Raw genomic sequence first — 13,134 nt, 5'->3', positions numbered from 1 at the left:
GGGATCCCGGCCGGTCCGTCGAAACCCTCGCCGAACCCTCGCCGAACCCTCGCCGAACCTCGCTGGACCCTCTTCGAACGCTCGCCGAACCCTCGCCGAGGTCCTCGGGGCAGTCGCCCCCGGGTTCATCATGGTACTGAGTGGACGGTCGTGCGGACACTGTGCCCGCTGCGGCGCGGCAAGCCGTCCGGGTTGGACCGCCCAGGCCGATGATCATGGCGATTCATCGGATGTATCCACGGGTTTGATGAGGGAATGGCCGGGGTGGGGTTCCCCGGGTCGACCGGGCTCCGGCGGGGCTCTCGGTCCCGCAGGTCGGATGACTCGCCCCGCTGTCGCTGCCCGGCCGCTGGCGGGCCCGCACGTGCCCCGGGTGTGCGTGGCCACGGCCGTCCGCCGGGCCTCGTCCTGGTACGGACCGGTTGACGAGGAACCGGTTCGCCCCGGAGCGGGACGATTTCGATCTTCGCTGCTCATGGCCCATGGGGGCCTTTCGGGACGCATCACGTTTTAGATTCGTCCGATGAGTGGTCTTGTCGAGGCGGCGGGTTGCTCGTAGTGTCCTCACCATCCGGCCGTGAGGACGCACGGCCGACAGGGCGTCCGTATGTCTGTCTGCCTACACATCGAGAACATTGACCCGACGTCAACTGCTGCCCGCAGTCGAGGCAGCGACTTCGATCAGCATCCCCGTCCGCCCCGGAGGCGGTTCCCTCCCAACACACCACCACCCAGCTTCGTGATTGGAATGCCATGAGAGTGACAGGTCGTCTGCAGTCGGCCGTAGTGGTCGCGGGTGCGTCCCTGCTGCTGGCCGCGTGCAGCTCCAGCGCGGGTACCACGGCCGGCTCGGGCTCGTCCGGCTCCGCGTCCGGACAGATCACGATCGGGGTCGATCTGACCTTCAACAACACCGCCTTCTGGGCCGCCTACATCAACTACGAGAAGCAGTACGCGGCGTCGATGCACATCAAGCTGATCGGCCCGCTGCTGGCCGGCGCGGACGCGAGCGAGCAGAACACCCAGATCGAGGACCTGGTCAACGAGGGCGCCAAGGCCATCGTGGTCAACCCGGAGACCGCGACCAGCCTCGGCCCGGCCATCGCCTACGCCTCCGCGCACCATGTCCAGCTTGTCACGGTGGACACCGTCGTTGGCGTCGGCCACGTCTACATGGTCGTCCGAGCCTCGAACACCACCTACGGCCAGGACGCCTGCGCCTACATCGGCTCCAAGGCCACCTCCGGCTACGTGCTGGAGCTGGAGGGCGACCTGACCTCCTCCAACGGCGCCGACCGGAGCAACGCCTTCGACTCCTGCATGGCCGCCAACTACCCCAACCTCAAGGTGCTGAAGGACCCGACGGTCTGGACCGACGCCACCGCCGTCACCGACGCCCAGAACGCGGTGAACGCCTACGGCAGCCAGCTGAAGGCGATCTACAGCCAGTGGTCCGCGCCGGACACCGGCATCATCCCGCTGCTGAAGTCCAAGGGCCTCGGCGGCAGCGGCTCGGCCAACCACGTGATGCTGGTCAGCGACGACGGCGTGCCGTTCGAAATGTGCGACATCGGCAACGGGACGGTGGACGCCTCCCAGTCCCAGCCGGCCAACCTCTACGCCCAGTACGCCCTGACCTACGCCGTCGACGCGGCCAAGGGCGTCAAGCTCGCCGCCGGCGACCCGGGCGGCGGCGCGCCGACCCTGCAGAACGTCAGCTACCAGGGCGACACCAACCTGTCCGACCCGATCGTCGCCCCGCTGGTGACCAAGACCGCGACCACGCTGACCGTGCCCAGCCCGGTCGACGGGCTCCCCGGCAGCTTCACCACCACGGGGGTCTCCGACAGCACCCTCTGGGGGAATGTCTACGGCGCCGCCAACGGCGGTGTGTGCAGCAGTTCCTAGCCGCAGAGAAGACGTGGCAGGCCGTCCGTCCGGTCCCGTCGGCCCAGCCGACGGGACCGGACCGGCGGACGCACCCGGTCCGGCCGCCGCCCCACCACTGCGGGGGCGGCGGTGCGACAGTGAGAGAGGCAGAAGGATGACGCCCCATCAGGTGCCGGCGGTCCAGGCCGTCGGGATCGACAAGCACTTCGGCAGTACCCACGCCCTGCGCGGCGTCGACCTCAGCCTCGACGCCGGCCGCTGCCTCGGCCTGGTCGGCCGCAACGGCGCGGGCAAGTCGACCATGGTCTCGGTGCTGAGCGGACTGCTCGCCCCCGACGCCGGACAGGTGCTCTTCGACGGGGAACCCGCCCCGCCCGCCGGTGCGGTGGACGCCTGGCACGGCCGGATCGCCACCGTCTTCCAGCACTCCATGGTCGTTCCGCAGCTCACCGTCGCCGAGAACGTCTTCCTCGGCAACTGGCGGACCGCGCGCGGCGGACGCGTCAACTGGCGCACCATGCGCGAGCGCACGGACGCGATCATGGGCGAGTGGGGCTTCGACATCAGCGCCACCACGCTGTGCGAGAAGTTGACGGTCGAGCAGCTGCAGATCGTGGAGATCGCCCGCGCCCTGGCCACCGGCGCCCGCTGCCTGCTGCTGGACGAGCCCACCGCCGCACTGGAACGCGGCGCGGTGCAGCGGCTCTTCGACCGGGTCAACCAGCTGGTGGCGGGCGGCGTCGCGGTGATGTACATCTCGCACCACCTGGAGGAGGTCTTCGAGATCTGCCAGGACGTGGTGGTGCTCCGTGACGGCGAGGTGGTCGCCACCGCGCCCACGGCCGAGCTGACCAAGGAGCAGCTGGTCGCGGTGATGGTCGGCGGCGCCTCCACCCGCGAGCAGCCTTCGGCCGGGACGGCCGCTGCCATGTCGGCCAAGGAGCCGGAGCAGCCGGAGTCCCAGGGGCAGCCGGAGTCGCAGCAGCAGCCGGAGCAGCGCGAGCGGTCGGCGGCCGGCGGCGCGCCGGTGCTGGTCGTCGAGGGGCTGGCCAGCGCCTCGCCCCGGGGACGGCTCAACGGGGTGTCGCTGGAGATCGCGGCGGGGGAGTGCGTGGGGGTGACCGGGCTGCTCAGCGCCGGGGTCTCCACCCTGGGCCGGGTGGTCGCCGGCGCCGAGTCCTGCCACGGCGGCCGGGTCCTGGTGAAGGGGCAGACCGTCCGGCTCGGACGGCGCGACCTGGCGCTCAAGGCGGGCATCGGCTACATCCCGGAGGACCGCCGGGCGGAGGGCTTCGTGGCCCACCTCGGCGTCGCCGAGAACGCCACCATGTCGATCGGCGACCGGCTGGCCGGCGCGCTCGGCCTGCTGCGCCCCGTGCAACGGGCCGAGGCAGCCCGGCCGCTGGTCGAGGCGCTGTCGGTGGTGGCCTCAGGGCCGGACCAGCCGGTCGGCGAACTCTCCGGCGGCAACCAGCAGAAGGTCACCGTGGCCAGGACGCTGCTGCACGACCCCGCCGTCATCGTCGCCATCACCCCGACCCGGGGTGTGGACGTCGCCTCCAAGGCGCTGCTGCTCGGCTCGCTCACCCGCTTCGCCAAGGAGACCGGCGCCGCGCTGCTGCTGGCCAGCGACGAGCTCGACGACCTGGTCCTCTGCGACCGGGTGGTGGTGCTGGTACGCGGGGAGGTCTTCGCCGAGTTCACCGAGCCGCCCTTCGACCGTGAGCAGTTGATCGCCGCGACCGAGGGCATCAGCGCGGGCGCGGGCATCGGCGAGGGAATCGGCAGGGGCAACGGCGTGAGCCACGGCAGCACCGGCACCGTCCGGACCACAGCATGAACGAGACTTCAGGAGGCACCCCGATGACCCCCGGCACCCCCCGGACGGCCGGCCCCGATCCGGACACCACGACCCCGGCCGAGCCGGCCGCTGCGGCGGCCGCGATCCCGGAGCAGTCCGCAGCCCCGGACCAGCAGCCCGCACCCGACGGGAAGCCCGGCCCCGCCACCGCCCCCGCCGGGCGGCGGCGGATCCAGGCGGTGGACGTGATGCGGCAGGCGGCGCTGCTCCCGGCGCTGGTGATCCTGCTCATCGTCGGATCGCTGGTCAGCAGCGCCTTCCTGACGGTGTCCAACCTCTCCGGCGTCGGCCAGCAGATCTCCGCGCTCGGCGTGGTGGTCGTCGGCGAGAGCCTGATCCTGATGATCGGCGGGATGGACCTGTCGCTGGAGTCGACCTACGGCCTGGCGCCGATGCTCGCGGCCTGGCTGATCCTGCCGGTCTCCTCCTTCGGCGACGGCCTGATGCTCAACCCCTACCTCGGCATCCTGGTACTGGTCCTGGCCGGCGCGGTGATCGGGCTGATCAACGGCCTGCTGATCGTGAAGGGCCGGCTGAACGGCTTCATCGTCACCCTCGGGATGACGATCGTGCTGGCCGGTCTGCAGAACGGCATCGTCAAGGCGCAGACCCTGTTCCAGCTGCCGACCGCCTTCGGCTACCTGGGGTCGGCCTATGTGGGCGGGATCCCGGTGTCGCTGATCGTCGCGGTGGCGATCTTCGTCCTGGTCGGCCTGTTCCTCCGCTACCACCGGACCGGCCGGGCGATCTACGCCGTGGGCGGCAACCCGGACGCGGCGCGGGCGGCCGGGATCCGGGTGGACCGGGTGCGGATCGGGGTCTATGTCGCGGGCAGCGTGCTGGCCGCGATCGGCGGCCTGATGGAGTCGGGACGGGTCTCGGCCGTCACCGGCCAGCAGGGCTACGGCGAGGGGATCATCTTCTCGGTCTTCGCGGCGGCGGTCATCGGCGGCGTCAGCCTCAAGGGCGGACGCGGCAACATGGTCGGCGCGGCCACCGGCGTGATCCTGCTCGGCCTGGTGCAGAACATCCTGGACCTGGCCAATGTCTCCAACTACTGGATCGAGGCGATCGACGGGGGCGTCATCCTGATCGCACTGTTCCTGGCGCGGGTGATCGGCGGCGAGTCGACCGCCGAGTGAGTGGTGGCCGGAGGGCCGTCGTCAGGGCGTCCGGGTCGGGAAGCGGTCCTCGGCGTAGGCACGCCGACCCCGGCGCACCTGGCGGCGCAGCTGGATGATCCGGCCGGTGCCCGGGATCGCCACCAGCAGGATGCCGCTGACGGCGGCGAGCAGCAGCGCAACGCCGAGCGGCAGGTGGCCGTGGACGCCGAGGAAGCTGATGTCGACCCGGGCGCTGTTCTCGATGATGAAGACCAGCAGCAGCACCAGCACGACGGCGGCCAGGATCACCGACATCCACAGGGCCCCGACCCGGGTGCGCCGCACCGGCTCCAGCGCCGGTGCGGCCGCGACCGTCCCGGGGGCCGGCGCGGGCCCTGCGGGGGCGGGATCTGCGGCCGCAGGTCCTCCGACAGGGGCGGGGTCGGTGGCGGGGTCGACGGGTGCGGGGTCCGGCTCCGGGGTCCGCACCGCCGGGGCGGGTTCCGGCTGCGGCGCCGGGTCGGCCACGTCCTCCGAAGTCCCCGGCTGTTCCGCGTCGGGCGATCTGTTCGCTTTGCCGAAGCTGAAAGTCACGGCGTGTCCTTCCGGGGCGGTGCGCGGTCGGGGCGACGCCCGATGGCGTTACCGTTCGACTACCCCGACGGGGTGAAGCCAGTCTCGCGCGACGCCCCGTTCCGCGCTCCGTGTCCGGGTGTGTCGCGGCGATCTCCAACCCGACCGGGTGCCACCGGCCCGCCGGGCCGACGCCGCCCCCGCGCCGAGGCCGACCCGACCCTCACCCGGTCCCGACCCCGACCCCGACCCGGTCCTCCTGATCCTGTCCCGACCCCGACCCCGACCCCGACCCGGGTCAGTCGGCCGTGGCGATCAGCGCCTCCAGCTTCACGTCGGGGTTGCTCCGGACGAAGCTGTTCATCTGCCACTTGTCGCCGAACAGGGCCAGCAGCACGTCGTCCGAGCGGCGGGTCAGCGCCTCGCCGGTGACCAGCCGCGAGCGGTGCAGCGTGGCCGCACCCTCGGCGTCGGTGACCCGGGCGATGTTGTACGGCAGGTAGTCGAGCGCGATCGGCGAGGAGAACTCGTGCTCCATCCGGTGCAGCACGACGTCGAACTGCATCGGGCCGACCGCCGCCAGCACCGGGGCCTGGTCGCCGCGCCGGTCGGAGGTCAGCACCTGCACCACGCCCTCCTCGTCCAGCTGCGAGATGCCCTTGCGGAACTGCTTGGAGCGGCTGATGTCCTTGGGCCGGGCCACCGCGAAGTGCTCCGGGGCGAACGCCGGCAGCGGCGGGAACTCGGCCTTCTTGCCGGCGTAGAGGGTGTCGCCGACGCGCAGCGCGGTCGCGTTGATCAGACCGACCACGTCGCCCGGGTAGGAGGTGTCGACGACGGTGCGCTCCGCGCCGAAGACGGTGTGGGCGTACTTGGTGGCGAAGGCCCGGCCGCTGGCGGCGCGGGTGACGTTCATGCCGCGCTCGAAGACGCCGGAGCAGACCCGGACGAAGGCGATCCGGTCGCGGTGGGCCGGGTCCATGTTGGCCTGGATCTTGAAGACCAGCCCGGAGAAGTCCGACTCGACCGGCCGGGTGCCGCCCTTGGCCAGCGGGCGCGGGGCGGGCTCGGGAGCCAGGTCCACGACCGCGTCCAGCAGCAGGCCGACGCCGATGTTGGTGAGCGCTGCGCCGAAGAAGACCGGGGTGATCTTTCCGTCCCGGAAGGCCTGCTCGTCCCAGCCGGGGCCGGAGGAGAGCACCAGCTCCAGCTCCTCCAGCGCGGTCTCCCAGAGCGCGCCCTCCTGCTCGGCGGCCTGGTCGGCGGTCAGCCGCTCCTCGACCGCCTTGTGGGTGCCGCCGGGGACGCGGGTGAAGCGCAGCATCTGCTCGGTGTCCGCGGCCTGGACCAGCCCGCGGAGGTTGCCGGCGTTGCCGACCGGCCAGACCATCGGGACCGGGGTGATGCCGAGCACGTTCTCGATGTCGTCCAGCAGGTCCAGCGACTCGCGGCCGCGGCGGTCCCACTTGTTGATGAAGGTGATCACCGGCACGCCGCGGTGGCGGCAGACCGAGAACAGCTTGCGGGTCTGCTCCTCCAGGCCCTTGGCCGCGTCCACCAGCATGATCGCGCAGTCCACGGCGGCCAGGACGCGGTAGGTGTCCTCGGAGAAGTCGGCGTGGCCGGGGGTGTCGACCAGGTTCATCACATGGTCGCGGTGGCCGAACTGGAGCGCGGCGGAGGTGACGGAGATCCCGCGCTCCTTCTCCAGCTCCATCCAGTCGGAGGTGACGCCCTTGCGTCCGCCCTTGCCGTGCACGGCTCCGGCGGAGGTGATGGCCTGGGCGTGCAGGGCCAGCGCCTCGGTCAGGGTCGACTTTCCGGCGTCGGGGTGGCTGATCACGGCGAAGGTTCGGCGCCGGTCCGCTTCCTGCAGGACCTGGGTCGCGGTGGCGGGCTGGTCGGAGCTCACGTGATTCCTCGGTCCTGGGCTGGTGCGGGCGAACGAACCACCTTAACGAGGAACTGCCCGCCGAGTCGAATGATCTTGTCCCGGCAGGCCGTTCCCAGTCACGCTCCGGGGGCCGTCAGGGCTCGAAGACCACCAGCGAGCGGCCGCCGTGCCCCGCCGCCATCCGCTCGAAGGCCGCCGGGACCTGGTCCAGCGTGATCCGGTCGGTGATCAGCGACTCCAGGTCGAGCCGTCCGGCGCGGACGTGCTCGGCCAGTACCGGGATGTCCTTCGCGGGCACGCTGTTGCCGTAGCAGCAGCCGCTGAGGGTGCGGGCGAAGTGGAAGACCTCCAGCGCGGAGAAGGCGACCGGGTCGTCCTTGCCGCCGATGCCGACGACGGTGGTCCGCCCGCCGCGCCGGGTGGAGGACCAGGCGGCGCGGATGGTGGAGCCGCGCCCCACGCACTCGAAGGCGTGGTCGGCGCCGTGGCCGCCGGTCAGCCTGCGGACCGCCTTGGGGGTCTGCTCGTCGGAGAGGAGGAAGTCGGTCGCCCCGTGCCGACGCGCCAGCTCCTCCTTCTCCGGCGAGACGTCCACGGCGATGATCGGCGCGGCCCCGGCGATCCGCAGCGACTGCAGCAGCGCCAGGCCGACGCCGCCGAGGCCGAAGACCACCGCGGACTCGCCGGTGCGCAGCCGGGCCGCGTTGTGGACCGCGCCGTAGCCGGTGAGCACCGCGCAGCCCAGCAGCGCCGCCGAGGCCAGGTCCACCCCCTCGGGCAGCGGGACCACGGCGTTCTCGTGCACCACCGTCTCCTCGGCGAAGGCGGCCGCGCCCAGGCCGGGGTAGAGCGCGGTGCCGTCCGGCAGCGCCGCGTAGGGCTCGGTGGTGGCGGCGTACTGGTTCTCGCAGAGCCACGGCTCGCCGAGGCCGCAGAGGTGGCAGTGGCCGCAGGCGGGGGCCCAGTTGAGCACCACCCGGTCACCGGGCCGGACGGAGCTGACGCCCTCGCCGACCGAGACGACCGTGCCCGCGCCCTCGTGGCCGAGGACGGTCGGGGTGGTCGGCCGCAGCACGCCGTTGGACAGCGACAGGTCGGAGTGGCACACCCCGGCGGCGGCGAGCTTCACCCGGACCCGGCCCGGGCCGGGCTCGGGCAGGTCGATCTCGGTGATCTGGAGCGGTGCGCCCACATCGGTGAGCAGGACGGCACGGACCATGGGGATCTCGGCTTTCCGGAGGTCGGACGGGGAAGGTGGCGGTGGCTCAGAACTGCAGCGACTTCGGCTGGAGGAACTCCTCCAGACCGTGTCGGCCCAGCTCCCGGCCGACACCCGAGCCCTTGAAGCCGCCGAAGGGCGCCAGCGGGTTGAAGCGGCCGCCGTTGATGTCCACCTGGCCGGTGTCCATCCGCCGGGCGAAGGCGGCGGCGGTGTCGTTGTCGGCCGCCCAGACGCCGCCGGCCAGCCCGTAGGCGGTGCCGTTGGCGATCTCCAGGGCGTGCTCCTCGTCCCGGTAGGCGATCACCGAGAGCACCGGGCCGAAGATCTCCTCCTGGGCCACGGTCATGTCGGCGGTGACGTCGGCCAGCACGGTCGGGCGGACGTAGAAGCCGGTCGCCAGCCCCTCCGGGGCCTCCGCGCCGCCGGCCGCCACCCGGGCGCCCTCGCGCACCGCGGTCTCGATGTAGCCGCGCACCCGCTCGCGCTGCCTGGCGTTGACCACCGGGCCCAGCCGGGTCTCCGCGGACGCCGGGTCGCCCGGCACGTACTTGGCGGCGGCCTTGGCGGCGATCGCCACGGCCTCCTCGTACTGGTCCTGGTGGACCAGCAGCCGGGTCCAGGCGCTGCAGGTCTGGCCGGAGTTGGACATCACGTTGCCGACGTTGACGTTGACCGCGCGGGCCAGGTCGGCGCCGGGCAGGACGACGTTGGCGGACTTGCCGCCGAGCTCCAGCGCGACCCGCTTGATCCCGGCGCCGGCCGTCGCGGCGATCTGCCGGCCGACGGCGGTGGAGCCGGTGAAGGAGACCAGGTCGACGTCCGGGTGCCCGGCCAGCGCCGCGCCGGCCACCGAGCCGACCCCGGTGACCAGGTTGAACACCCCGGCCGGGAAGCCGGCCCCGTCCACGATCCGGGCGAACAGCCGGGCCACCAGCGGGGTGTCCTCGGCCGGCTTCAGCACCACCGTGCAGCCGGCCGCGAGGGCCGGCACGACCTTGGCGACGATCTGGTGCAGCGGGTAGTTCCACGGGGTGATCGCCGCGACCACCCCGGCCGGCTCCAGGTGGACCGTGGAGTTGCCGATCTGCTCGGAGAAGGCGAACCCGGAGAGGATCTCGATGTACGAGTGCGCCACCGCGAGCGGCAGTCCGGCCTGGACGGGGGTGGCGAAGGAGAGCGGGCAGCCCAGCTCGGCCACCACCGTCCCGGTGATCTCCGCCTGTCGGGCGGCGAGGCCGTCCCGCAGCCGGGTCAGGTGCTCCAGCCGCTGGGCCGGCGGGGTCGCACCCCAGGCGCGCGCTGCGCCCCGGGCGGCGGCCACCGCGGCGTCGACGTCGGCGGCGGTCCCGGCCGGTACCGAGGCGATGACCTCCTCGGTGGCGGGGTTCAGCACCGGGATCGACTCGCTCCCGAGCGAGGGCCGCCAACCGCCGCCGATGTACTGATCGCGGTGCTGCTGCGGTTGCTGCTGCTGCGGTTGCTGCTCCACCGGGGGTCCTTCCGTCGCGGCTGCACTGCCGGGGCTGAAAACTAGCAGTGCTAGTCAATGCCCGGACGGGCCCCGGCGCAAGGGCCCCACGCCGTGCTCCGGCTCACGTACCCGACCCGGTCGGCTTCGGCTACAGCTCCTGGGCGCGGGTGCCGGTCAGCTCCAGGCGGACGGTGCAGCCGGACTCCGTCGGGTGGACCTCGACCGACTCGCAGATCTGGCGGGCCAGCCACAGGCCCTGGCCGGGGCCGGGCCCGGCGGCGGCGCGGTCGGGCCCGGCGGCGGCGCGGTCGGGCCCGGCGGCCGGAACCGGGCGGGGTCGAGGTAGTCGGGGGAGGCCGCGACCCGGTCGCCGTCGAGCCGTTCGGGGTGCGTGCGCAGGGCGTCGGCCAGCACGTCCGGGCGGGCGATCCGGGAGTCGTAGGGGCAGACCATCCAGATGTCGGTGTCCGTCAGCAGGGCGTTGAGCTGCGACTCCATCCGCTTCCAGGCGGTCGCCTCGGCCCGCGAGCGGCAGGCCCAGACCGGTGCAGCGGCTGGCGGGCGGCCACGTGGCCTCCTGGGGGGACGGGAGCCGACGGGCGGTGTCGGCAAACGGTGGACCCAATCTAGGCCGGGTCGGCGGCCCCCGTCCGCGGCTCGGCGAAATCCGGCCGCGCACGCGGCGGAGGCGGCGGTTCCGGCCACCGGCCCGGCCGCCGCGTCGGACGCACCCCCGCACGTCAACGCCGTCAACGCCGACGCCATAGACTCAGCCAATGCGACCGGACGTACGCCCCGACGCCCCGGACGCCGGGGCCACCGCAGCGCCGCCCAAGGCCAAGCGGATGCCCCGCGCCCAGCGCGAGCAGCAGATGCTCGACGCCGCCGTGCGCGTCTTCTCCCGCTGCGGCTACCACGCGGCGTCCATGGACGAGATCGCCGAGGCCTCGGACGTCTCCAAGCCGATGCTCTACCTCTACCTCGGCTCCAAGGAGTCGCTGTTCGCCGCGTGCATCCGGCGCGAGGCGGACCGGCTGATCGCCGCCGTCGCCCAGGCCGCCGAGCCCGGACTGGAGACCGGTGAGCAACTGCGGCGCGGGCTGACCGCGTTCTTCGCCTTCGTGGCCGAGCACCGCGAGAGCTGGATCGTCCTCTACCAGCAGGCCAGGGCGCAGGGCGAGCCCATCGTCGAGGAGGTGGCGGCGGCACGCCGTCAGGTCGTGGACGCGGTCACGGCGCTGGTGCGCCGGGCCGCCCGCGCCTCCGTCCCGCAGCCGCGCGGCGACGCTGCCGGGGAGGCCGGCTCCCGGCGCGACCGGGGCGAGGCGGCGGCCGTGGCCCAGGCCATCGTCGGCGCGGCGGACGCGCTGGCCGGCTGGGTGCTGGAGACCGGCCCGGAACCCCCGGAGGACACCGCCCGCCGACTGATGTCGGTGATCTGGATCGGGCTCGAACCCCGGCTCCACGGCGCCCGCTACGGCACCGGTCCGGGCGACCCGGCGGCCGACCCGGCGTAGCCCGCTACCGGGCCCGGCCGGGGGTGCAGCCTGGGAGTTCGTGCTGGCACCACCTCGGAACACGGGTGCCAGTCCCCTCGTCCGGCCCGGTCGGCGGCGGCCAGGCTGGGCCCATGACGAGTACACAGGACGAAGGCGCCGGAGCGGCCGTCGAGGCGCGCGGACTGACCCGCCGCCACGGCGGACGGACCGTCGTCGACCAGGTGTCGTTCGTGGTGCGGCCGGGCCGGGTGACCGGGTTCCTCGGCCCCAACGGGGCCGGGAAGTCAACTGATGTTCCTGGTGGCCCGGATCTCGCTGGAGAAGCGCAACGTGTGATCGTCGGGTGGGACAGAATCATCCCCATGAGGATCATCGGGGGCGCGCTGCGGGAACCCCTTGCCCCGCGCACCTGGCGCGAGTTGCTCTACTCCCTGGCGAGCCTGCCGCTGGCGGTCCTCGGGATGCTCTTCGTGCTGCTGTCCGCGGTGCTGGGGCTGCTGTCGGCCGGCATCGTGCTGTTCCCGCTGCTGCCGCTGTTCCTCACCCAGATCCGCGGCCTGGCCAAGCTGCAGCGGGGGCTGGCCCTGGGGCTGCTGCGACTGCGCGTCGACGAGCCCCCGCGCCGGCCGCGCGGCCCCGGCGTGCTGGGCTTCCTGACCCACCACCTGGCGGACCCGTCGACCTGGCGCGCCGTCGGCTACTGCACCCTGCGCTTCCCGCTCGGCCTGGGCGAGTTCCTGCTGGGCTTCGCGTGGTGGGGTTACGGGCTGTCGCTGCTGCTCCGCCCGGTGCTCGCCCCGCTCCAGGCGGCGCTGAGCGTCCGCCCCGGGCCGGTGACGGACGGCCGGTCGGTCGGCGGCTGGTTCGCGGTCAGCGCCGTCGGACTGCTGATGCTGCTCGCCTGGCCCTGGGTGCAGCGCGGGCCGGTCCTGGCCGACCGCTGGCTGATGGCGCGTCTGCTCGGGCCCTCCGCCACCTCGTTGCGGCTGGCCCAGCTGACCGAGACCCGTGAGCACGCGGTCAACGAGGCCGCCGCGACCCTGCGCCGGATCGAGCGCGACCTCCACGACGGGGCCCAGGCCCGGCTGATCGCCCTCGGGATGCGGCTCGGCCGGGCCGAGACCAGGCTCGGCAAGGGCGACACCGAGCTGGCGCTGGAACTGGTCCGCGCCTCGCGCGAGGAGACCAAGGAGATCGTCCAGGAGCTGCGGGAGCTGGTCCGCAGCATCCACCCCCCGGCCCTGGACGCCGGTCTGGAGCCGGCCCTGACCACCCTCGCGGCCCGCTCGGCGCTGCCGACGACGGTCCGGGCCGAGCTGGACCGGCGGCCCGCGGCCTCGGTCGAGACCATGCTCTACTTCGCCACCGCCGAGCTGCTCACCAACGCCGCCAAGCACAGCGGCGCCGGCGCCGTGGCGGTCACCCTGCTCGGCGCCGGCGCCGGCGAGGGCCTGCGGCTGCTGGTCACCGACGACGGCCGGGGCGGGGCGGTGCTGTCCGGTGCGGGCAGCGGGCTGCGCGGCCTGGCCGAGCGGGTGCGCACCGTCGACGGGCAGATGTCCGTGGACAGCCCGCCAGGGGGACCGACCACTGTCCAGATCGAGATGGGAAGCAGGTAGCC

Annotated in this window: 10 protein-coding genes; 5 read left to right on the top strand and 5 right to left on the bottom strand. The window is 73.2% G+C overall.

Features of this window, described 5'->3' with window-relative positions; translation table 11 throughout:
- Window positions 1-759 precede the first annotated feature (759 nt).
- From BS75_RS10390 to BS75_RS10380, 3 genes are all read left to right on the top strand, one after another.
- Window positions 760-1,908, top strand: a complete 1,149-nt coding sequence (locus tag BS75_RS10390; protein WP_160312324.1) for a sugar ABC transporter substrate-binding protein — start codon at window positions 760-762, stop codon at window positions 1,906-1,908.
- Window positions 1,909-2,044: 136 nt separating this feature from the next.
- The gene (locus BS75_RS10385) at window positions 2,045-3,730 is read left to right on the top strand and encodes a sugar ABC transporter ATP-binding protein (protein WP_042440619.1); all 1,686 of its coding nucleotides are present in this window, start codon (window positions 2,045-2,047) and stop codon (window positions 3,728-3,730) included.
- Window positions 3,731-3,753: 23 nt separating this feature from the next.
- Window positions 3,754-4,893 (top strand): ABC transporter permease, encoded by a 1,140-nt coding sequence (locus BS75_RS10380; protein ID WP_081982230.1) that lies wholly within the window; start codon window positions 3,754-3,756, stop codon window positions 4,891-4,893.
- 21 nt (window positions 4,894-4,914) lie between these two features.
- On the opposite strand, the gene BS75_RS51415 is transcribed toward BS75_RS10380, so the two are convergent.
- The 5 genes from BS75_RS51415 to BS75_RS51410 all read right to left on the bottom strand — a co-directional run bounded on the left by BS75_RS51415 (window position 4,915) and on the right by BS75_RS51410 (window position 10,779).
- Window positions 4,915-5,448, bottom strand: a complete 534-nt coding sequence (locus tag BS75_RS51415) for a LapA family protein (RefSeq protein ID WP_197091924.1) — start codon at window positions 5,446-5,448, stop codon at window positions 4,915-4,917.
- 277 nt (window positions 5,449-5,725) lie between these two features.
- Window positions 5,726-7,339, bottom strand: a complete 1,614-nt coding sequence (locus tag BS75_RS10370; protein ID WP_034088016.1) for a peptide chain release factor 3 — start codon at window positions 7,337-7,339, stop codon at window positions 5,726-5,728.
- A gap of 115 nt (window positions 7,340-7,454) precedes the next feature.
- A complete protein-coding gene (locus BS75_RS10365) occupies window positions 7,455-8,540 on the bottom strand; it encodes a Zn-dependent alcohol dehydrogenase (RefSeq protein ID WP_034088015.1) in 1,086 nt (361 codons plus the stop codon).
- A 46-nt stretch (window positions 8,541-8,586) separates the two neighbouring features.
- Complete coding sequence (locus tag BS75_RS10360; protein ID WP_042440620.1) at window positions 8,587-10,032, bottom strand: aldehyde dehydrogenase family protein; 1,446 nt, start codon at window positions 10,030-10,032, stop codon at window positions 8,587-8,589.
- A gap of 156 nt (window positions 10,033-10,188) precedes the next feature.
- Window positions 10,189-10,779, bottom strand: coding sequence for an MEDS domain-containing protein (locus BS75_RS51410; protein ID WP_081982229.1), 591 nt, complete (start codon window positions 10,777-10,779; stop codon window positions 10,189-10,191).
- A gap of 11 nt (window positions 10,780-10,790) precedes the next feature.
- On the opposite strand from BS75_RS51410, the gene BS75_RS10350 reads away from it, so the two are divergent.
- Both BS75_RS10350 and BS75_RS10345 read left to right on the top strand, forming a co-directional pair.
- Window positions 10,791-11,531, top strand: coding sequence for a TetR/AcrR family transcriptional regulator (locus BS75_RS10350; RefSeq protein WP_231607738.1), 741 nt, complete (start codon window positions 10,791-10,793; stop codon window positions 11,529-11,531).
- Window positions 11,532-11,644: 113 nt separating this feature from the next.
- Window positions 11,645-13,132 (top strand): sensor histidine kinase, encoded by a 1,488-nt coding sequence (locus BS75_RS10345; protein WP_081982228.1) that lies wholly within the window; start codon window positions 11,645-11,647, stop codon window positions 13,130-13,132.
- The last annotated feature ends 2 nt before the right edge of the window (window positions 13,133-13,134 follow it).

The sequence above is a fragment of the Streptacidiphilus albus JL83 genome (assembly GCF_000744705.1).
GTDB lineage: Bacteria > Actinomycetota > Actinomycetes > Streptomycetales > Streptomycetaceae > Streptacidiphilus > Streptacidiphilus albus.
This window is presented reverse-complemented; position numbering and strand designations above follow the sequence as displayed.